General features: G+C 68.0%; 21 protein-coding genes and 2 pseudogenes. 19 read left to right on the top strand and 4 right to left on the bottom strand.

Annotation, left to right across the window (positions count from 1 at the left end; translation table 11 throughout):
- Positions 1-73 precede the first annotated feature (73 nt).
- A complete protein-coding gene (locus AC1DGC_RS09220) occupies positions 74-601 on the bottom strand; it encodes an alpha/beta hydrolase (protein WP_259204283.1) in 528 nt (175 codons plus the stop codon).
- 58 nt (positions 602-659) lie between these two features.
- Between AC1DGC_RS09220 and AC1DGC_RS09215 the strand changes: the two genes are divergently transcribed.
- Complete coding sequence (locus AC1DGC_RS09215; RefSeq protein ID WP_259204282.1) at positions 660-1,229, top strand: N-acetylmuramoyl-L-alanine amidase; 570 nt, start codon at positions 660-662, stop codon at positions 1,227-1,229.
- Here AC1DGC_RS09215 and AC1DGC_RS09210 read toward each other — a convergent pair whose 3' ends face one another.
- From AC1DGC_RS09210 to AC1DGC_RS09200, 3 genes are all read right to left on the bottom strand, one after another.
- Positions 1,230-2,135, bottom strand: coding sequence for a sulfurtransferase (locus AC1DGC_RS09210; protein ID WP_478047702.1), 906 nt, complete (start codon positions 2,133-2,135; stop codon positions 1,230-1,232).
- A complete protein-coding gene (locus AC1DGC_RS09205; RefSeq protein ID WP_478047810.1) occupies positions 2,132-2,914 on the bottom strand; it encodes a CoA pyrophosphatase in 783 nt (260 codons plus the stop codon). The genes AC1DGC_RS09210 and AC1DGC_RS09205 overlap by 4 nt, the downstream gene beginning before the upstream one ends.
- A 139-nt stretch (positions 2,915-3,053) precedes the next feature.
- A complete protein-coding gene (locus AC1DGC_RS09200) occupies positions 3,054-3,755 on the bottom strand; it encodes an FKBP-type peptidyl-prolyl cis-trans isomerase N-terminal domain-containing protein (RefSeq protein WP_259204280.1) in 702 nt (233 codons plus the stop codon).
- A gap of 182 nt (positions 3,756-3,937) precedes the next feature.
- Here AC1DGC_RS09200 and AC1DGC_RS09195 point away from each other — a divergent pair, with 182 nt between their 5' ends.
- The 18 genes and pseudogenes from AC1DGC_RS09195 to AC1DGC_RS09110 all read left to right on the top strand — a co-directional run.
- Entirely contained in the window at positions 3,938-4,720 is a 783-nt protein-coding gene (locus tag AC1DGC_RS09195; RefSeq protein WP_478047809.1) for an enoyl-CoA hydratase/isomerase family protein, read from the top strand.
- Positions 4,721-4,723: 3 nt separating this feature from the next.
- Positions 4,724-5,086: a hypothetical protein gene (locus AC1DGC_RS09190; RefSeq protein ID WP_394164904.1), complete on the top strand. Its 363-nt coding sequence runs from the start codon at positions 4,724-4,726 to the stop codon at positions 5,084-5,086.
- Positions 5,086-5,775, top strand: a complete 690-nt coding sequence (gene nth, locus AC1DGC_RS09185; RefSeq protein WP_478047701.1) for an endonuclease III — start codon at positions 5,086-5,088, stop codon at positions 5,773-5,775. Before AC1DGC_RS09190 ends, nth begins: the two co-directional genes overlap by 1 nt.
- Positions 5,776-5,953: 178 nt before the next feature.
- Positions 5,954-7,165, top strand: coding sequence for an OprO/OprP family phosphate-selective porin (locus tag AC1DGC_RS09180; protein WP_259204275.1), 1,212 nt, complete (start codon positions 5,954-5,956; stop codon positions 7,163-7,165).
- Positions 7,166-7,390: 225 nt separating this feature from the next.
- Positions 7,391-8,167, top strand: coding sequence for a PA3715 family protein (locus AC1DGC_RS09175; RefSeq protein WP_478047700.1), 777 nt, complete (start codon positions 7,391-7,393; stop codon positions 8,165-8,167).
- 123 nt (positions 8,168-8,290) lie between these two features.
- Positions 8,291-9,310 carry a phosphate ABC transporter substrate-binding protein PstS gene (gene pstS / locus AC1DGC_RS09170; RefSeq protein ID WP_259204272.1) on the top strand — a complete coding sequence of 340 codons (1,020 nt, stop codon included), beginning with the start codon at positions 8,291-8,293 and terminating at the stop codon, positions 9,308-9,310.
- A 932-nt stretch (positions 9,311-10,242) separates the two neighbouring features.
- Positions 10,243-11,334: a phosphate ABC transporter substrate-binding protein PstS gene (gene pstS / locus AC1DGC_RS09165; protein ID WP_478047699.1), complete on the top strand. Its 1,092-nt coding sequence runs from the start codon at positions 10,243-10,245 to the stop codon at positions 11,332-11,334.
- 109 nt (positions 11,335-11,443) lie between these two features.
- Positions 11,444-12,412 carry a phosphate ABC transporter permease subunit PstC gene (gene pstC / locus AC1DGC_RS09160; protein ID WP_259204269.1) on the top strand — a complete coding sequence of 323 codons (969 nt, stop codon included), beginning with the start codon at positions 11,444-11,446 and terminating at the stop codon, positions 12,410-12,412.
- On the top strand, positions 12,412-13,287 hold the full coding sequence (pstA, locus tag AC1DGC_RS09155; RefSeq protein WP_259204267.1) for a phosphate ABC transporter permease PstA: 876 nt from the start codon (positions 12,412-12,414) through the stop codon (positions 13,285-13,287). Before pstC ends, pstA begins: the two co-directional genes overlap by 1 nt.
- A gap of 19 nt (positions 13,288-13,306) precedes the next feature.
- Positions 13,307-14,137 carry a phosphate ABC transporter ATP-binding protein PstB gene (gene pstB / locus AC1DGC_RS09150; protein ID WP_394164915.1) on the top strand — a complete coding sequence of 277 codons (831 nt, stop codon included), beginning with the start codon at positions 13,307-13,309 and terminating at the stop codon, positions 14,135-14,137.
- 35 nt (positions 14,138-14,172) lie between these two features.
- Positions 14,173-14,877, top strand: coding sequence for a phosphate signaling complex protein PhoU (gene phoU / locus AC1DGC_RS09145; RefSeq protein ID WP_259204265.1), 705 nt, complete (start codon positions 14,173-14,175; stop codon positions 14,875-14,877).
- 132 nt (positions 14,878-15,009) lie between these two features.
- Positions 15,010-15,345, top strand: a complete 336-nt coding sequence (locus AC1DGC_RS09140; protein ID WP_449336485.1) for an RcnB family protein — start codon at positions 15,010-15,012, stop codon at positions 15,343-15,345.
- A 147-nt stretch (positions 15,346-15,492) separates the two neighbouring features.
- Positions 15,493-15,849 carry an HvfA family oxazolone/thioamide-modified RiPP metallophore gene (locus tag AC1DGC_RS09135; protein ID WP_394164910.1) on the top strand — a complete coding sequence of 119 codons (357 nt, stop codon included), beginning with the start codon at positions 15,493-15,495 and terminating at the stop codon, positions 15,847-15,849.
- A complete protein-coding gene (locus AC1DGC_RS09130; protein WP_449336484.1) occupies positions 15,836-16,714 on the top strand; it encodes an HvfB family MNIO-type RiPP peptide maturase in 879 nt (292 codons plus the stop codon). The genes AC1DGC_RS09135 and AC1DGC_RS09130 overlap by 14 nt, the downstream gene beginning before the upstream one ends.
- The gene (locus AC1DGC_RS09125) at positions 16,711-17,463 is read left to right on the top strand and encodes an HvfC family RiPP maturation protein (RefSeq protein WP_478047698.1); all 753 of its coding nucleotides are present in this window, start codon (positions 16,711-16,713) and stop codon (positions 17,461-17,463) included. Before AC1DGC_RS09130 ends, AC1DGC_RS09125 begins: the two co-directional genes overlap by 4 nt.
- A gap of 128 nt (positions 17,464-17,591) precedes the next feature.
- The gene (rnt, locus tag AC1DGC_RS09120; RefSeq protein WP_259205016.1) at positions 17,592-18,179 is read left to right on the top strand and encodes a ribonuclease T; all 588 of its coding nucleotides are present in this window, start codon (positions 17,592-17,594) and stop codon (positions 18,177-18,179) included.
- A 343-nt stretch (positions 18,180-18,522) separates the two neighbouring features.
- A pseudogene (locus tag AC1DGC_RS09115) lies at positions 18,523-18,663 on the top strand (ribonuclease T); the annotation flags it as partial.
- Between the two features lie 122 nt (positions 18,664-18,785).
- Positions 18,786-18,924, top strand: a pseudogene (locus tag AC1DGC_RS09110) (ribonuclease T); the annotation flags it as partial.
- Between the last annotated feature and the right edge of the window lie 36 nt (positions 18,925-18,960).

Below are 18,960 nucleotides of genomic sequence, written 5' to 3'. Positions count from 1 at the left end.
GCGCCGGACGCGAGCCGTCCCAGGCGCCGGACACGGGTGATGCCGGCCGTTGGCAGGCGCCCTCACGCCCCGGTCAAAGCGACCGCAGCAGTTCCTCGAACGCGGTCGCCGACGCGGCCACGTGGTTGTTGAGGCGGTGCCCGTCATCGACCAGCAGCAGCCGCGCCGAGCGCGCCTGGGCCCAGGCGATCACCTGGGCGGCCGGGATCAGTTCGTCGTGCCAGGCGTGGACCACGCTGGTGGGCACCTTGGCGGCCTCCAGCGCCGGCATCGGGCCCATGCTGGTGGGCGGCACCATCAGGAACAGGCCGCGGGTGGGCACCTGCAGCGACGCGATGGCCGAGATGTAGGCGCCCAGGCTGGAACCGGCCAGCACCACCGGGCCCTCCGCCGCCGCCTCGGTTGCCCGCGCCAGCAGGCGCTGCAGACGGGCGCGCACGTCGCCGACGCTGCTGACCTCGCGCATCGCGTCCAGGTCGGTGTAGTCGGGGCGTTCGTGGGTCCAGCCCAGGCGTTGGGCGACCTCGGCCAGCGCGGTCACCTTGGTGGCGTCCGGGCCGCTTTCGAAGCCATGGGAGAGAATGCAGTGGCCCCGGCTCATGCGTGCACCGGGCGGGTTTGGATGTGGGCAGTCATGGCGGAATGCTAGCATTCGGCGCATGCCCGACCGCACCCCGCCACCGATCGCCCAGCAGCCCCTGCCCTACCAGGACAGCCTGCTCGCGCGCGCCCCGGAACAGATCGACCTGGTGGTGATCCACTGCACCGAACTGCCCGACCTGGCGATGGCCCGCGCATACGGCGAGCGCGTGCTGTATGCCAGCGGCAGCGGCAACAGCGGGCATTTCTACATCGACCGCGACGGCAGCATCGTGCAGTACGTCGCACTGGAGCGCGTGGCCCACCATGTCAGTGGGTTCAACCCGCGCTCGATCGGCATCGAGCTGGTCAACCGCGGGCGCTATCCGCACTGGCTGGACTCGCGCCACCAGGCCATGGACGAGGCCTACCCCGATGCGCAGATCGCCGCGTTGATCGACCTGCTGCAGCACCTGTGCCAGGCCGTGCCAAGCCTGCGCCACATCGCCGGCCACGAGTGGCTGGACACCCGCGAGGAAGTGGCCAGCGACGATCCCGAGCGGCGCGTGCCGCGCAAGCGCGATCCCGGCCCGTTGTTCCCCTGGCCGCGGGTCCTGGCGGCGGCACCGCTGCAGGAACTGCGCGGCTGATCAGGCGCCGGTGGCAACCGGGCGCGAGGCATCGCCGACCCAGCCGCTCCACGAATCAGCGTAGACCCGGGCACCGTGCAGGCCGGCCACTTCCATCGCCAGCAGCAGGTGGCAGGCAGTGATGCCCGAGCCGCACATCAACACCACCTGCTGCGGATCATGCGCGCCGATCAACGGTTGCAGGGCCGCGCGCAGCTCGGCCGCCGGGCGCAGGCGACCGTCGTGCACGTTCAAGGCGAAGGGCCGGTTGACCGCACCAGGCACATGCCCGGCCACCGGGTCGAGCGGTTCCACCTCACCGCGGAAGCGCTCGCCGGCGCGCGCGTCCAGCAACCAGCCGGGGGCGTGTTTCAGCCGTGCGGCGATCTCGTCCACCGAGGCGATCTGGCGCTGGTCGAAGCGGCCCGGGTAGGCCGGCAACGGCGCCACGTCCGGCAGCGCGGGAGTAAGCGGCTGCCCTGCCGCCGTCCATGCCGCCAGCCCGCCATCCAGCACCGCCACGCGGGTGTGCCCCAGCAGGCGCAGCAACCACCACAGCCGCGCGGCGGCCATGCTGCCGTCGCCGGCGTCGTACACGACCACCTGGGTGTCCGGCGCTATGCCCCAACGGCCGACGGTGGCCGCGAATGCGTCGCTGTCGGGCAGCGGGTGGCGGCCGTGGCCGACCTTGTCCATATCGGCGAGGTCGCCATTGAGGTCGGCATGCAACGCGCCGGGGAGATGCCCCTGCGCATACGCCTGTGCGCCCGATGGGGGGTCGGCCAGCGAGGACCGCGCATCCACCACGCGCACCGCGGTGCTGGCGGTGGCGCGCGCATCGATGACCCGGGTTCCGTCGCGGCCCAGCACGTCGGCAAGCGCGGCCGCATCGACCAGGGTGGTCCAGGTGGGAACGGCGGCATTCATTCGGTCTGCTCCAGGCGGCGACGCAGGTTGTAGAGGATGGCGGCGGTCGCGCCCCAGATGCGCTGGCCGGGCCAGCCGTATTCGAGGACGTGGCGGACGCGGCCGCGGTGGTTGATCTCGATCTGGTGCAGGTTGGCCGGCTCCATCAGATAGGCCAGCGGTACTTCGAACACGTCGGCCACCTCTTCCGGTTGCGGTACCGCCACGAACGCAGGATCGATCACCGCCACCACCGGCATCACCCGGTAACCGGTGATGGTCACGAACGGATCCAGGTACCCCAGCACCTGCACCTGCCCGGGCGACAAGGCGATTTCTTCCTGGCTTTCGCGCAGCGCCGCGGCCACCGCATCGCGGTCGTCCGGCTCGGTACGTCCGCCGGGAAAACCGACCTGGCCCCCGTGCTGGCGCAGGGTTTCCGTGCGCCGGGTCAGGATCACCTGCGCGCCACTGGCGCGCGGCACGATGCCGGCCAATACCGCCGCCTCGACCGGCAGCCCCGGGGGCAGCAGGTCGCTCAGTTCGCTGCGGTTCCAGCCATCGCCAGCAGGCGGTTGATCGAGCGGGTGCAACGCGCGCAGCAGGCGTTCGTGCTCCACCGACGAGCCATGCAGTGCCTGCCGCAACTGCTCGCGCAGCGGCAGCGCGTGCTGCATGAGGTGGTTCTGTTCGTGTCGGCTCATGGTTGACCAGCGGGTGATTTCATCCACGCTGCGCAGGCAGCCCGCGCAGTATCCGGCGCGGTCCAGTGCGCAGAGGCCGATGCAGGGCGTGGGTATCGCATGGGTGGGACGTTCCGTGGGATTCACCGGGCAACAGTAGCGCGATTGGCGGGCGGATGCGGCGACGGCAGTGGATGCCGGAAACAAAAAACGCGCCGGTAGAAACTACCGGCGCGTTCTGGTTGACCGCTGTTGCTTACTTGACGCTGATCAGCTTGATTTCGAACTGCACGGCCACGTTCGGCGGGAACGGGGTGCGCGGGTCGGCACCGTAAGCCTGTTCCGGCGGCAGGGTGACTTCCCACTTCGAACCCGCCGGCATCTGCAGCAGCACTTCGCGCATGGCCTTCATTTCGACTTCGCTGACCTTGATCGACGGAATCTGCTGCGCCGGGCGCGCATCGGTCGGACGGGTGCCATACGGGTACGGGCCGGCGACTTCCAGCTGCACGGTGCTGGCCTGGGTCGGCTTGGCGCCCTTGCCGGCTTCGATCACGCGGTACTGCACGCCGCTCGGCAGCGCCTGCACGCCGGCCTTGGCCTTGTTGGCGGTCAGGAACTGGGTGCTCTTGGTCTTGTTTTCAGCAGCAGCCTTTTCGTACTCGGCCTTGGCGGCCTGGGCACGACCCTGCTCACGCTTCTGGAAGGCTTCGACGGCCGGCTTCAACTGCTCAGCCGTGATCGACGGCTGCTTCTTGGCGTAGGCATCCTGCAGGCCCTTCACCACCGAGTTGATGTCCAGCTGCTCGCCACGCGAGGTGAGTTCAGCCAGGTTGTTACCGTAGTCGTAACCGAAGTAATAGCTCAGCTTGCCCTTTTCGGACGAGGTGTCCTGGGCGAAGGCATTGCCCGTCAGGGCCAGGGCCGCGACGGCGACCGCGATAGAACGCAACTTCATCAAACTTTTCTCCAGGGGTGGTAACTCAGGACGCGTTGGGCCGCCCTGAGGCGACGGGTTAGGATAGCCGCCGCAACGTTGAACCGCCACTAACGACGCAGGCTCTGACCTGACTTCGTTTCAAGAGTTCAACATCACTTTTTTTTAACGTTTTCAGGAGCCCCGCCGTGGTCGACGCCCCCATCGCCCCCGCCCCGGTCCAGATCGCCGACGACGGCGCGGTCCGCACCGTCACCTTGAACCGCCCGGACAAGCTCAACGCGCTCAACCGCGCCACCCTGGAGGCCCTGGACGCCGCGTTTGCAGGCGCCGCCACCGACCCGGGCGTGCGCGTGGTGGTGCTGACCGGGGCCGGGCCGAAGGCCTTCGTCGCCGGCGCCGACATCGCTGAAATGAACGGATTGAGCCCGGTTCAGGGACGTGACTTCTCCCTGCTGGGCCAGCAGGTGATGCGCCGCATCGAACGTATGCCCAAGCCGGTACTGGCCCGGATCAACGGTTTTGCGCTGGGCGGCGGCCTGGAACTGGCCATGGCCTGCCACCTGCGCATCGCCGCGGACACGGCCAACGTGGGCCAGCCGGAGATCAATTTGGGACTGATCCCCGGCTTCGGCGGCAGCCAGCGCCTGCTGCGCCTGTGTGGCCGCGCCGCCGCGCTGGAACTGTGCCTGCTGGGCAGCCCGATCAACGCCGCACGCGCCCTGCAGCTGGGCATCGTCAATGAAGTGGTGGGCGTGGAGGCACTGGACGCACGCGTGGCCGAACTGGCGTCGCAATTGGCCACGGCCGCGCCGCTGGCGCTGCGCGGCATTCTTGACGCGATCCACGTCGGCGGCGAGTGCGCGCTGGGCGAAGGGCTGGAGTACGAGAGCGCGCAGTTCGGTCTGATGTTCGCCACCGAAGACATGCGCGAAGGCACCGCGGCGTTCCTTGCCCGGCGCCCGCCGGTGTTCCAGAACCGCTGAACCATGCCGCACGCCGATCCCGCCCTGCCCGCGCGCCTGCTGCACCTGGTGCTTGAAGACGACCTCGACGCCGCGCTCGACGCCGGGCTGATGGACTACGTGCCGCAGCCCGGTGACGTCGACCTGCTGCCCGGACACCCCGACCTGCCGGCGCGCCTGCTGCATGCCCAGCAACAATTGCAACGCGCCTGGGCCGCGCGCGAACGCTACCGCCAGCGCAGCCAGCGGCTGGCGCGTCGCGCCGCCGAACGGGACGCGCGGCGTGCGCCCCCCGCGCCCACCCCTGCATTGAAACCCGCCCTGCCACCCGCCGCCGCCGCGATCCTGGCGCGCGCCAAAGCCAAGGCCGCCGGAAAAACCCCTTGATGAGTACCGTGAAGACATCCGCGCCGGCCAAGCCTGCGCCGCGCAGCGCGCGCATGCCCCGGGCCGATGTGGTCGAAATGTTCACGCGCCTGCGCGAACTCAACCCGCACCCGAAGACCGAACTGGAGTACAGCTCGCCGTTCGAACTGCTGGTCGCCGTCACGCTGTCGGCGCAGGCCACCGACGTGGGGGTCAACAAGGCCACGCGCAAACTGTTCCCGGTGGCCAACACGCCGCAGGCGATCCTCGACCTGGGCGAGGACGGCCTGAAGAAATACATCGCCACCATCGGCCTGTACAACGCCAAGGCCAAGAACGTGATCGCCGCCTGCGCGCTGCTGGTGCAGCAGCACGGTGGCGAGGTGCCGCGCGACCGCGCCGCGCTGGAAGCGTTGCCCGGGGTCGGGCGCAAGACCGCCAACGTGGTGCTCAATACCGCGTTCGGGGAGCCGGTGATGGCCGTGGACACCCACATCTTCCGCGTCTCCAACCGCACCGGGCTGGCCCCGGGCAAGGACGTGCGCGCGGTGGAGGACCTGCTGGTGAAGGTGATCCCGGCCGGGTTCCTGCTCGATGCCCATCATTGGCTGATCCTGCACGGGCGTTATGTGTGCAAGGCGCGCAAGCCGGACTGCCCTCAATGCGTGATCCGCGACCTGTGCCGGTTCAAGCAGAAAACCGCCGCCTGAGGCGCGGTCGCGACTGCCATATCCGCGCAACCCGGCCGTCATCTGCGTCGGGCATCAATGGCGGGCCCTGACGTGGCTGGGCCCCGGCCGGCCGTCGGTTTGTCCGAAACTGTCATATTTACGCAATCTTCACTAACTAGCCTGCGCAGCAACTTCCCACCTGCCTGCAAGGCTCTCCATGAAACTGCATCGCCAACTCCTGACTGCGGCCGTTGCGGCTGCGCTGTTCGTCCCGGCTGCACACGCCGAAGTGGCCATCGACGTGATCGGCGGCTCGGAGATCACCTTCGAAGGCCTGGTCCAGGCTGACGGCAACTGGTTCGACAACGACCTGACCGACCTCAACGGCGGCGATGCCGGCAACGGCAAGGACAGCGAGTTCGAACTGCGCCGCGCCGAGCTGGTGCTCAAGGGCAAGGGCCCGGGCAACATCGAGTGGGTGGTCGGCTATGACGCCAAGGCCGACAAGTTCCTGGACACCAACCTGAAGTACAAGCTGGCCGGCAATGCCAACCACTTCGTGCAGTTCGGCCAGTTCAAGCAGCCCAACAGCCTGGAAGAACTGTCCAGCACCAAGAACAACGACTTCATCTCCAAGGCCGCGGTCACCAACACCTACGCGGTGGCCCGTCGCCTCGGCGGCGCCTACAGCATCGGCGACAACAACTGGTCGGTCACCGCCAGCGCCTTCGGTCGCGAGCTGACCCGCAACCTGGCCCACGGCAGCGGCTACGGCGCGCGTGGCACCTGGGCACCGATCAACGACAAGGGCCAGGTCCTCCACTTCGGCCTGAGCTATGTCGACTACGACACCGACGCGGACACCCTGCGCGTGCGCGCCCGTCCCAACGCCGACCTGGCCACCGCACGCCTGGTCGACAGCGGCAACCTGGTCGACACCGACCGCGTCAGCACGATCGGCGCCGAAGCGATGTACATCGGCGGCCCGTTCAAGGCCCAGGCCGAGTACTACACCAGCAAGGCCAAGCGCTACGCGCACGACAACTACAGCAGCGACGGGTACTACGTCAGCGGCCTGTGGAACATCAGCGGCGAGACCTGGGGCTACAAGGGCGGCACCCCGACCACCGGCCTGCCGGACGAGCCGGGCCGTGGCATGTGGCAGCTTGGCGCGCGCTACGACCACATGGACCTCAACGACGGCAACCTGGCGGCCAACCCGGTCGCCGGTCGCCCGCCGATCGTCGATGGCGTGCTGGGTGGCAAGATGGACATCTGGACCGTGGGCGTGAACTACTACTGGCGCTCCAACACCAAGTTCGCCCTGAACTACGTGATGGTGGACAGCAAGAAGTACAGCTCCACCGCCCGCACCTTCGTCAACGACGACCCGAACATCCTCGAAGCGCGCCTGCAGTTCTTCTGGTAAGCGTTGCGGCAAAGGTGTGACAGAAAGGGCGCAGCTTGGGCTGCGCCCTTTTTTGTGCCCCTGTAGAGCCACCCCATGGGTGGCTGCGTTTCGCTCAGGCACCGCGTGCAGCCACCCATGGGGTGGCTCTACCTGTCAGGCACCGCGTGCAGCCACCCATGGGGTGGCTCTACCGCCGCGGAATGCGCGGGTATGCTGGGCGCCCCTGCCCATGGATGGAATCCGATGCGTATCGCCCTGTCGCTGTTGCTGGCCGCCGCGTGCGGCGCTGCCCTGCCCGCCCACGCGCAGGACTGCCACGACGCCCGGGCGGCGGCGGAGGAGGCGTACGTGGGGCGGGCGGACCACGTGCTGCCCGATCGCTCCGGCTACAGCCGCGACACCGCCGCCAGCGTCTGCCGTCGATGGCCGGCGCGCCCCGAGCTGACCCTGCTGGCAACGCCGGTGTGGCGCGACGGCGGCGACAACGATTCTCGCGATGGCGATGTGGAGATCATGGTGATCGACAGCGACACGCTGGCACCGCGCGCGTGGACGGTGCTGCCCGGTGCGCTGGACAGCGATGCGATCTTCTTCGACGGCATGCAGCTGGATACCGCGCGCTACCAGCTCGCGCCCGGCACGCTCGCCTTCGGGCTGCGCGTGCAGCGACGCAATGGTTCCGGCCCCAATCCCTTCAGCGAAGAGCAGTTGCAGCTGCTGGCACTGCAGGCAGGCACGCTGCGCGTGCTCGGCGCACCGATCGTCGTGCGCCGGTTCCAGGCCGAATGGGACACGCGCTGCGCCGGTGAGTCCACCGAGGTGTCACGCACCGTGGCGGTCGGCCCCCAGGCAAGGAACGGCCTGGCCGACCTGGTGCTGCGCGAACGCCGGGTCAGCACGCGCAGCTGGATGGATGGCGAAGACTGTCACGACCAGGACACGCCGGTGGACGGCGAGCGCCGCGTGCTGCGCTATGACGGCCGCCAGTACACGGTTCCGGCGGCCCTGCAGCCGCTGTGACCGGCACCCCGGGATGCATGTAACCAGGCCGTCATATGACAGTCGCTGCACTGTCATCGAATGGTTATGGAATGAGCGCCGGGCGGGACACCCCGCACCGTCATCCATCCCAGGAGCCACCCCGTGATCCACGCCTTCAAGTCGCGCGCCGCCGTTGCCGTCCTCGCCGCGTCGTCCGTGTTCGCCGCCAACGCCGCCGATGTGACCGGCGCGGGCGCCTCGTTCATCTACCCGGTCATGTCCAAGTGGTCGGCCGACTACAGCACCGCGACCGGCAAGAAGGTCAACTACCAGTCGATCGGTTCCGGCGGCGGCATCGCCCAGATCAAGGCGGCGACCGTTGATTTCGGCTCCTCCGATGCCCCGCTGAAGCCGGAAGAACTGGCGGCGGCCGGCCTGGCCCAGTTCCCGTCGGTGATCGGCGGCGTGGTGCCGGTGATCAACGTGGCCGGCATCGCCCCGGGTGCGCTGAAGCTGGATGGCCCGACCCTGGGCAACATCTTCCTGGGCAAGATCAAGACCTGGAACGACCCGGCGATCGCCGCGCTGAACCCGGGCGTGAAGCTCTCCGACGGCAAGATCACCGTGGTGCACCGCTCGGACGGTTCGGGCACCACCTTCAACTTCGTCAACTACCTCTCCAAGGTCAACCCGGAGTGGAAGAGCAAGGTCGGTGAAGGTACCTCGGTACAGTGGCCGGTCGGCATCGGTGGCAAGGGCAACGAAGGCGTGGCCGCCTACGTGAAGCAGATCAAGGGCGGCATCGGCTACGTCGAACTGTCCTACGCGCTGCAGAACAAGATGTCCTACGCGGCGATGAAGAACGCGTCGGGCAAGGTGGTGCTGCCGAGCGATACCTCGTTCGCCGCCGCGGCCGCCAGCGCCGACTGGGCCAGCGCGAAGGACTTCTATCTGGTCATGACCAACGCCCCGGGCGCCGACGCATGGCCGATCACCGCCACCAACTTCATCCTGGTGCGCAAGCAGCCCAAGAACGTCGCCAACGCCAAGGCCACCCAGGACTTCTTCCGCTGGATCTACAAGAGCGGCGATGCCCAGGCCAAGCAGCTGGACTACGTGCCGCTGCCGGACACCCTGGTCAAGCAGATCGAGACCTACTGGTCGCAGAACCTGAAGTACTGAGCACCCCTTGCAGGTGCCGACCGCGGGTCGGTACGCAGGGCGGGTAACAACGAGGCAATGGCGGCGGCAGGTCCTCTCTCCCCCTGCCGCCGCCGGGCGCGGATCGAAAGATCCGCGCCTTTTCTTTTTGTGGTCCTTTTCTTTTAAAAGCGGAAAGCGCAGAGCAGAGCCAAGCAGAGCCGAGCAGAAAACGTCGTGCTGTGTTGGCCCCGGAGGCTGCGCGGGTGGGGGTGGGTCGCCGGGGCACGCTGCGAGTACGTCCATGCAAGCTCCACCATCGCATCCATGCGATGGAGTCCCCGGCTACCCACCCCCACCCGCCCCCGCCAGTTTTCCGGTTCTCACAGGGGAGCAGACGCGCTGCCTCATGCAAGTGACGTGTTTGGGAATGCGCCCGCTCCAACGTCAGTGACCGTGTGGTTGGTTCTGGTAGTGGATGTTGGCTGTGGATGTTGGTTGTACCCATGGCCACCGGCCTACTGTCTGGGGCGGGGGTGTGTGGGTTCGCGGGACCGTCGTACGCCATGGATGGCGTACGCGAGCTTACAAGGATGTACTTGCAGCGTGTCCCGCGAACCCACACACCCCCGCCCACCCAAGCGGCACCCAGCACCCGCCGCTTCCCGCTTCCCGCTTCCCGCTTCCCGCTTCCCGCTTCCCGCTTCCCGCTCCACGATTTTGGGTAACCGCAAGCCCCAAGGTCCAACCCAGCACGTAGTCGCGGCGTGTCCCCCACCCCCCACGCCCCCGCCCAGCCAAGGCGCACCCTGCACCCCGTGCTTCATGCGTACCGCTTTGGGATTTTGGGGAAACCCACGCCCCACAAGCCCTCCACGTGCCCCAGGTCACACCGTCATACGGCTGTAACAAAAACATCATTTCATAGCAGCGTCGCCGGAGAGACCGGCCCCTATCCCGCTACGGAGTGACGCATGAAACTGCACACGGCTGGCTTGACCGCCCTTTCCCTGGCCATCGCGCTGGGCCTTTCCGCCTGCAAGCCGGGCGCCGAAGGCCAGGCCAGCGCGCCGGGCACCGATGCTCCCGCCGCGGCCCCGGCCGCCAGCGACAAGCTCACCGCCGAAATCTCCGGCGCCGGCGCGTCCTTCATCTTCCCGCTGGTGTCCAAGTGGTCGGCCGACTACAACACCGCCACCGGCGCCAAGATCAACTACCAGTCCATCGGCTCCGGCGGCGGCATCGCCCAGATCAAGGCCGGCACCGTCGACTTCGGCTCCACCGACAAGCCGCTGAGCAGCGAAGAACTCGCCCAGGCCGGCCTCGGGCAGTTCCCGTCCGCCATCGGCGGCGTCGTCCCGGTCGTCAACATCGAGGGCCTCGACGCCGGCAAGCTGCGCCTGAGCGGCGCGCTGCTGGCCGACATCTTCCTGGGCAAGGTCAAGACCTGGAACGACCCGGCCATCGTCGCCGCCAACCCGGGCGTGAAGCTGCCCGACGGCAAGATCACCCTGGTCCACCGTTCGGATGGCTCGGGCACCACCTTCAACTTCTCCAACTACCTGTCCAAGGTCAGCCCGGACTGGAAGAGCAAGGTCGGCGAAGGCACCTCGGTGCAGTGGCCCGACGGCGTCGGCGGCAAGGGCAACGAAGGCGTGGCCTCCTACGTGAAGCAGATCAAGGGCTCGATCGGCTACGTCGAACTGGCCTACGCCCTGCAGAACGGCATGCCCTACGCCTCCATGCAGAACGCCGCCGGCAACTGGGTCCAGCCGACCGCCGAGACCTTCGCCGCCGCGGCCGCCAGCGCCGACTGGGCCAGCGCCAAGGACTTCAACCTGGTCATCACCAATGCCCCGGGCGACCAGGCGTGGCCGATCACCGCCACCAACTTCATGTTGATGCACAAGCAGCCCAAGGATGCGCAGCGCAGCAAGGACACCCTGGCGTTCTTCAAGTGGGCCTTCGAAAACGGCCAGAAGCAGGCCAACGAACTGCACTACGTGCCGCTGCCGGCCGAACTGGTGACCCAGATCGAGGCGTACTGGACCGCTGAATTCAAGTGATCCAGCGCGGACCCGCGCACTGCGCGGGTCCGCTGCTTCGCGCCATGACACCGTTCTGCCAGGCCCGGCCTGGCACTACCTCACCTCATTTTGGGCCCCAGCCTTTGCCATGAATGCCATTGCCCAGCCAGTCCCCGCACCGTCCACCCGCGACCTGCGCGATGCCCGCAACGACAAGCTGTTCCGTTGGGTGCTGATCGCCACCGTCATCCTGGTGCTGGCCGCCCTGGCCTGCGCTGCGCTCTCGATGCTGTGGGGCGGTCGCCATGCCCTGCAGGAACAGGGCCTGAGCTTCTTCTACTCCTCCGAATGGAATCCGGTCGAGAACAAATTCGGCGCCCTCGCCCCGATCTACGGCACCCTGGTCACCGCGTTGATCGCGATGGTCATCGCCGTACCGGTGAGCTTCGGCATCGCCTTCTTCCTCACCGAGGTGGCGCCGCGCTGGTTGCGCGGGCCGATCGGTACCGCGATCGAACTGCTGGCCGGCATCCCCTCGATCATCTACGGCATGTGGGGCCTGTTCGTGCTGGTCCCGGTGATGACCGAGTACGTCACGCCCACGCTCAACGAAACCCTGGGCGAATGGCCGATCATCGGCCCGCTGTTCCAGGGCCCGCCGCTGGGCATCGGCGTGCTCACCGCCGGCTTCGTGCTGGCGATCATGGTCATCCCCTTCATCTCCTCGGTGATGCGCGAAGTGTTCCTCACCGTGCCGACCCGCCTGAAGGAATCGGCGTATGCGCTGGGCTCCACCAAGTGGGAAGTCAGCTGGGACATCGTGCTGCCCTACACCCGCTCGGCGGTGATCGGCGGCATCTTCCTCGGCCTGGGCCGCGCGCTCGGCGAAACCATGGCGGTGGCCTTCGTGATCGGCAACAGCGTGCGCCTGTCGCCGTCGCTGCTGGAGCCCGGCACCACCATCGCCGCGCTGATCGCCAATGACTTCGGCGAAGCCACCGAAACCTACCGCTCGGCGCTGCTGCTGCTCGGCTTCGTCCTGTTCATCGTCACCTTCGTCGTACTGGCGATCGCCCGCCTGATGCTGATGCGTCTGTCCCGCAAGGAGGGCAACTGATGTCCGCCGTCGTCAACACCGCTTCCCAGCCGCTGTACCTGCGCCGCCGCATCGTCAACGTGGTCGCGCTGCTGTTGTCCTGCCTGACCGCCCTGTTCGGCCTGTTCTTCCTCGGCTGGATTCTGTGGACGCTGGCCTCCAAGGGCCTGGCCGGGATCAACCTGGACCTGTTCACCAAGATGACACCGCCGCCGATGCAGGACGGCGGCCTGGCCAATGCGTTCTTCGGCAGTGCCGTGATGTGTGGCCTGGCGATCGCGATCGGCACCCCGCTCGGCGTGCTCGCCGGCACCTGGCTGGCCGAGTACGGCAACTTCCGCAAGGCCGGCACGGTGGTCCGCTTCGTCAACGACATCCTGCTGTCGGCGCCCTCCATCGTGCTGGGTCTGTTCGTCTACACCCTGTACGTGATGCAGACCGGCGGGCAGTTCTCGGCCTTCGCCGGTGCGCTGTCGCTGGCCTTCATCGTGCTGCCCGTGGTGGTGCGCACCACCGATGAGATGCTGCGCCTGGTGCCCTCGCAGATGCGCGAAGCGGCGCTGTCGCTGGGCATCCCGCAGTGGAAGGTGACCGTGCAGGTGCTGTACCGCAGTGCCGCCGCCGGCATCGTCACCGGCATCCTGCTGGCGCTGGCCCGCATCTCCGGCGAGACCGCCCCACTGCTGTTCACCGCCTTCGGCAACCAGTACTGGAACAGCAACGTGTTCCAGCCGATGGCCTCGGTGCCGGTGGTGATGAACCAGTTCGCCGGCAGCCCGTATGAATCCTGGCAGACGCTGGCCTGGGCCGGTGCGCTGGTGCTGACCGTGTTCGTCCTGCTGGTCAGCCTCTCCGCGCGCGGCATCCTGCTGCGCAACCGTATCTCCCATGACTGACCTTTCCGCGGACCTCGCCATGAACGACCTCTCCAACGCCGTGCCGATGCAGCGCATCGTGGTCCCGGCCTCGCATGAAAGCCTGCAGACCCCGGCGCCGATCAAGCTGGCCGCGCGCGGGCTGGACTTCTACTACGACAAATTCCACGCCCTGAAGAACATCGAGCTGGAAATCCCCGAGAAGCGCGTCACCGCGCTGATCGGCCCGTCCGGCTGCGGCAAGTCCACCCTGCTGCGCATCTTCAACCGCATCTACGCGCTGTACCCCAAGCTGGAAGCGCGCGGCGAAGTGCTGCTGGACGGGGAGAACATCCTCTCGCCGAAGTACCCGATGAACCGCCTGCGCAGCAAGGTCGGCATGGTGTTCCAGAAGCCGGTGCCGTTCCCGATGACCATCTTCGAGAACGTCGCCTACGGCATCCGCCACCACGAAAAGCTGTCCAAGGCCGACATGACCGTGCGCGTCGAACAGGCGCTGCGCCAGGGCGCGCTGTGGGACGAAGTGAAGGACAAGCTCAACCAGAGCGCGCTGGGCCTGTCCGGTGGCCAGCAGCAGCGTCTGTGCATCGCCCGCGCCGTGGCCCTGCGCCCGGACGTCCTGCTGCTGGACGAACCGACCTCGGCGCTGGACCCGATCTCCACCAGCCGCATCGAGCAGCTGGTCGAAGAGCTCAAGCACGATTACACCATCGTCATCGTCACCCACAACATGCAGCAGGCCGCGCGCGTGTCCGACTACACCGCCTTCATGTACCTGGGCGACCTGATCGAACACGACCGCACCGAAGTGATCTTCTCGCAGCCCAACAAGCAGCAGACCGAAGACTACATCACCGGCCGCTTCGGCTGATTCCGGCCCGCCCACGAACCTCTGGATAGAACCGCATGAGCATTCCCAACGACCACATCGTCAAGAGCTACGACGAAGAGCAGCAGCGCCTGGTGGCCGAGATCGTGCGCATGGGCGAGATGGCCGTCGCCCAGCTCGAGGCGTCCATGGACGTCATCGAAAAGCGCGACGACCACGCCGCCCATCGCATCATCGCCAACGATGAAGCGATCGACGCGCTGGAACAGCAGATCAGCCACGACGTGATGCGCCTGGCGCTGCGTGGCCCGATGGCCCGCGACCTGCGCGAGATCCTCGCCGGCCTGCGCATCCCGGCCGACATCGAACGCATCGGCGACTACGCCGCCAACGTGGCCAAGCGTTCGATCGCGCTGAGCAAGGTGCCGCCGCTGCCGCAGATCGAAGGCCTGCGCTCGCTTGGCCGGCTGGCCGCCGAGCAGGTTCGCCGCGCCATCCAGGCCTACCGCGACAACGACGCCGCCGCCGCCCTGGCCCTGCGAGATGACGACGCGCGCCTGGACGCGCAGTACACCGCGCTGTTCCGCGAGCTGCTGACCTACATGATGGAAGACCCGCGCAACATCACCCCGTGCACGCACCTGCTGTTCATGGCCAAGAACCTGGAGCGTGTGGGCGACCATGCCACCAACATCGCCGAGAACGTGTGGTTCCTGGTGCACGGCGAGCAGGTGCTGCCGCCGCGCGCGAAGGCCGACGAAACCAGTGGCGAACAGTTGTAAGCCGTTCGCCCCGCCCGATACACGTCGTTACAGGCCGATACCCGCGTATCGGCCTTTTTAATTGCCTGTTCATGCAGAAAATCCGAGTCTGGAGCTGCGGTTGAAACCCACCGCTCCCGGAAGGATCTCCCCATGAAACGCCTGCTCGCCGCCACCTTGTCGTTGACCCTTCTCGCCAGCGGATCGGCCTTTGCCGGCCCTGACCACCACCCCGACCGCGACGACCGCGACCGCCACGGGCAACAGGACCGCAACCACGCCAACCCACGCGGCCATGACCGGCACGAGCCGCCCCGTCGCGGTGGCCACCTCCAGCGCGACCATCGCGGCGACTACGTGCGCGACTACAAGCGCCACGGCCTGCGCGCGCCTGGCCGTGGCCAGCAATGGCGCCATGTCGATGGCCGCTACGTGCTGATCGCCGCCGCCACCGGGCTGATCGCCGACGTGGTGCTCAACGGGCGCTGAGCCCGGGCCGTTGGTGTGATCTCCAGGAGCGCCGGGCAACCGGCGCTTCTGCCGTTTGGGGACCGCTGGGATGTTCCCCACGCGCCGCCAATCCGGCATGCTCCGCAGGCCTCTCTCCGGCCCCGTGCCCTTCCAAGGATTCCCTGCATGAACAAGACCCGCCCCCGCATTGGCCTGCTGACCTGCGCCACGTTGGCCGGCAGCCTTGGCATGAGCGCGACCGCATCGGCGCTGTCGATGACCGATCTGGTGCAGGGCTATTCCCTGGCCACGCAGGCCGCGCCGAAGACGGCCGACAAGGCGGCCGAGGGCAAATGCGGGGAAGGCAAGTGCGGCGCCGGCACGACCACGGCGGCGGCCGGCAAGGGCGCCGAGGGCAAATGTGGCGAAGGCGCGTGCGGGGCCGACAAGGGCAAGACCACACCCGCCCCGGCGCCCAGGGCGGGCGACAGGAAGGGGGCCGAAGGCAAGTGCGGCGAAGGCAAGTGCGGTGCCAGGCACTGACCCCAGCGCTGAACCCGCCGCCCTTGGCCCAGCGTCGCTGCCCGCGGCGGCGGTGGGGCTGGGGCTGCGCCGCGCGCTGCTCGATGACCTGGACCGTGCACCGGCCGGCGACATCGACTTCCTCGAATGCGCGCCGGAAAACTGGATCGGCCTGGGGGGCATCTGGGCCGAGCGCCTGCAGGCACTCGGCGCACGCTATCCCCTCACCTGCCATGGGCTGTCGCTGTCGCTCGGCGGCAGCGCACCGCTGGACATGGATTTCCTCGACCAGGTAGACCGCTTCCTGCGCCGGCACCAGGCGGTGCTGTACAGCGAACACCTCAGTTACTGCAGCGACGACGGCCACCTCTACGACCTGCTGCCACTGCCGTTCACCGAGGAAGCCGTGCGCCACACCGCCCACCGCATCGCCCAGGTGCAGGACCGCCTCGGGCGCCGGATCGCGGTGGAGAACGTATCGACCTACCTTACCCCGCACGCGGCGATGAGCGAGCTGGACTTCACCCGCGCGGTGCTGGCCGAGGCCGACTGCGACCTGCTGCTGGACGTCAACAACGTCTACGTCAACGCCACCAACCATGGCTTCGATGCCAGCGCCTACCTTGCCGGCCTGCCCGCCGAGCGCGTGGTGTGCATGCACGTCGCTGGCCACTTCGATGCGGCGGTCGACCTGAAGATCGATACCCACGGCAGCCCGGTGACCGATCCGGTCTGGGCCCTGTTGCGCGACGCCTGCGCCCGTTTTGGGCCGCGCCCGACCCTGCTCGAACGCGATTTCAATATCCCGCCCTATGCAGAGCTGCGCCAGGAACTGCACCAGGTCCGGCGCATCCTCGACCGCAGCGCAGGTGAGGTGGCGGCATGAGCGACACCCTGCGCGCGCAGCAGTGGGCCCTGACCGCGCACCTGCGCGATCCGCAGCACCAGCCGGCCCCGGCCGGGCTGGACGAGACACGCCTGCAGGTCTATCGCGACCTGCTGTTCAACACCCTGCAGGCGCTGTTGGCCGGCAGCTTCCCGGTGCTGCTGCAGGTGCTGGACGACGACGAATGGGCGGCGCTGTGCCGACGCTATCTCGTCACGCACCGCTGCACCTCACCGCTGTTCACCGAGGTGGCGGCCGAGTTCGTCGCCTGGCTGCAGGCGCTGGACGATCTGCCGCGGCCGTTTCTTGCCGAACTGGCGCATTACGAATGGGTCGAACAGGCCTTGCAGGGCCTGGATGCGTCACCGTTGCCGGCGCCGGAGCCGGGCATGGATCCGTGGTCGACCCGGCTGCGACGCGCGTCGCTGGCCTGGCCGCTGGCTTACCGCTGGCCCGTGCCGCAGCTGGGCCGCGCTTGCCAGCCGGCTCTCGCGCCCGTGCAGCCCACCTTCCTGCTCGCACGCCGCGCGCCGGACGGCACCGTCGTGTTCTCCCAGTTGAGCGCGCTGGCCTGGCAACTGCTGGAGCAGATGGACACCGCCCCACCCCGCAGCGGCGCCGAGCACCTGCAGCACCTGGCAGACCAGCATGGCCTGGCCCTGCCGGATCTGGAACCGGACGGTCGCGTGCTCCTGGCGCAACTGCTTGCCGCTGGCGTGATCGGCGCCGAACAGCCGGTCGCTTGCTGACACGCAGCCGGCCCTGAAACGGCCCGTTCAAGCTGCTCTGGTAGACTGCCGCGATGACCGAAGACCTCCCCCAGCCCGCCGCGACCGCCGCGGACGCCACTGTTTCGCCCTCCCTCGCCCAGCGTTTGATGGCAACCCGCTTCCGGGGCTTCCTGCCGGTGGTGATCGACGTGGAGACCGGTGGCTTCGACTGCAACCGCAACGCGCTGCTGGAAATCGCCGCGGTGCCGATCGAAATGGACGACAACGGCCTGCTCTACCCCGGCCAGACCGCCAGCGCGCACGTGATCCCGGCCGAAGGCCTGGAGATCGATCCGAAGTCCCTGGAGATCACCGGGATCATCCTGGACCACCCGTTCCGCCTGGCCAAGTCCGAGAAGGACGCGCTGGACCACATCTTCGCCCCGGTCCGGGCAGCGGTGAAGAAGTACGGCTGCCAGCGCGCGATCCTGGTCGGCCACAACGCGCACTTCGACCTCGGTTTCGTCAATGCCGCGGTCAACCGGGTGGGCCACAAGCGCAACCCGTTCCACCCCTTCAGCGTATTCGACACGGTGACCATGGCCGGCATCGCCTACGGCCAGACCGTGCTGGCACGCGCGGCCACCGCCGCGGGCCTGGGCTGGGATGCCGACGAAGCGCACAGCGCCGTCTACGACACCGAGCAGACCGCCAAGTTGTTCTGCACCATCGCCAACGCCTGGCCGCGACCGTAGAGCCGACCGTTGGTCGGCTGCTCTTGAACGCCAACTGCCTGCACGCTCCCCATCGCGCGCAGCCGACCAACGGTCGGCTCTACCGGTGTATCGATCACCGCGCGCAGCCGACCAACGGTCCGCTCTACGGATGTATCGATCATCGCGCGCAGCCGACCAACGGTCGGCTCTACGGGTGTATCGATCATCGCGTGCAGCCGACCAACGGTCGGCTCTACGGATGTATCGATCATCGCGCGCAGCCGACCAACGGTCGGCTCTACGGGTGTATCGACCACTGCGAGCAGCCGACAAACCCCGGCTCTACCGGTGTATCGATCACCGCGCGCAGCCGACCACGGTCTATGGCGAGGCCGTGCTCTTACGCGCGGCCACCGCCGCGGGCCTGGGCTGGGATGCCGACGAAGCGCACAGCGCCGTCTACGACACCGAGCAGACCGCCAAGTTGTTCTGCACCATCGCCAACGCCTGGCCGAAGCCGTAAAGCCGACCGTTGGTCGGCTGCTCTTCAGCGCCAACCGCCTGCACATCCCCCATCGCGCGCAGCCGACCAACGGTCGGCTCTACCGGTGTATCGATCACCGCGCGCAGCCGAGCACGGTCTGTGGCGAGGCCGTGCTCTTACGCGCGGCCACCGCCGCGGGCCTGGGCTGGGATGCCGACGACGCGCGCAGCGCGGTGTACGACACCGAGCAGACCGCCAAAGTCGTTCTGCACCATCGCCATCGCGTGGCCGCGACCGTAGAGCCGACCGTTGGTCGGCTGCTCTTCAACGCCAACC

The sequence above is a fragment of the Stenotrophomonas sp. 05N37 genome, assembly GCF_056397365.1.
This window is presented reverse-complemented; position numbering and strand designations above follow the sequence as displayed.

Bases quoted from the DNA above. Each gene is read 5' to 3' on its own strand.
- AC1DGC_RS09220 (WP_259204283.1), bottom strand. From the start codon at position 601: ATGAGCCGGGGCCACTGCATTCTCTCCCATGGCTTCGAAAGCGGCCCG.
- AC1DGC_RS09215 (WP_259204282.1), top strand. From the start codon at position 660: ATGCCCGACCGCACCCCGCCACCGATCGCCCAGCAGCCCCTGCCCTAC.
- AC1DGC_RS09210 (WP_478047702.1), bottom strand. From the start codon at position 2,135: ATGAATGCCGCCGTTCCCACCTGGACCACCCTGGTCGATGCGGCCGCG.
- AC1DGC_RS09200 (WP_259204280.1), bottom strand. From the start codon at position 3,755: ATGAAGTTGCGTTCTATCGCGGTCGCCGTCGCGGCCCTGGCCCTGACG.
- AC1DGC_RS09190 (WP_394164904.1), top strand. From the start codon at position 4,724: ATGCCGCACGCCGATCCCGCCCTGCCCGCGCGCCTGCTGCACCTGGTG.
- nth (WP_478047701.1), top strand. From the start codon at position 5,086: ATGAGTACCGTGAAGACATCCGCGCCGGCCAAGCCTGCGCCGCGCAGC.
- AC1DGC_RS09180 (WP_259204275.1), top strand. From the start codon at position 5,954: ATGAAACTGCATCGCCAACTCCTGACTGCGGCCGTTGCGGCTGCGCTG.
- AC1DGC_RS09175 (WP_478047700.1), top strand. From the start codon at position 7,391: ATGCGTATCGCCCTGTCGCTGTTGCTGGCCGCCGCGTGCGGCGCTGCC.
- pstS (WP_478047699.1), top strand. From the start codon at position 10,243: ATGAAACTGCACACGGCTGGCTTGACCGCCCTTTCCCTGGCCATCGCG.
- pstC (WP_259204269.1), top strand. From the start codon at position 11,444: ATGAATGCCATTGCCCAGCCAGTCCCCGCACCGTCCACCCGCGACCTG.
- pstA (WP_259204267.1), top strand. From the start codon at position 12,412: ATGTCCGCCGTCGTCAACACCGCTTCCCAGCCGCTGTACCTGCGCCGC.
- pstB (WP_394164915.1), top strand. From the start codon at position 13,307: ATGAACGACCTCTCCAACGCCGTGCCGATGCAGCGCATCGTGGTCCCG.
- phoU (WP_259204265.1), top strand. From the start codon at position 14,173: ATGAGCATTCCCAACGACCACATCGTCAAGAGCTACGACGAAGAGCAG.
- AC1DGC_RS09140 (WP_449336485.1), top strand. From the start codon at position 15,010: ATGAAACGCCTGCTCGCCGCCACCTTGTCGTTGACCCTTCTCGCCAGC.
- AC1DGC_RS09135 (WP_394164910.1), top strand. From the start codon at position 15,493: ATGAACAAGACCCGCCCCCGCATTGGCCTGCTGACCTGCGCCACGTTG.
- AC1DGC_RS09125 (WP_478047698.1), top strand. From the start codon at position 16,711: ATGAGCGACACCCTGCGCGCGCAGCAGTGGGCCCTGACCGCGCACCTG.
- rnt (WP_259205016.1), top strand. From the start codon at position 17,592: ATGGCAACCCGCTTCCGGGGCTTCCTGCCGGTGGTGATCGACGTGGAG.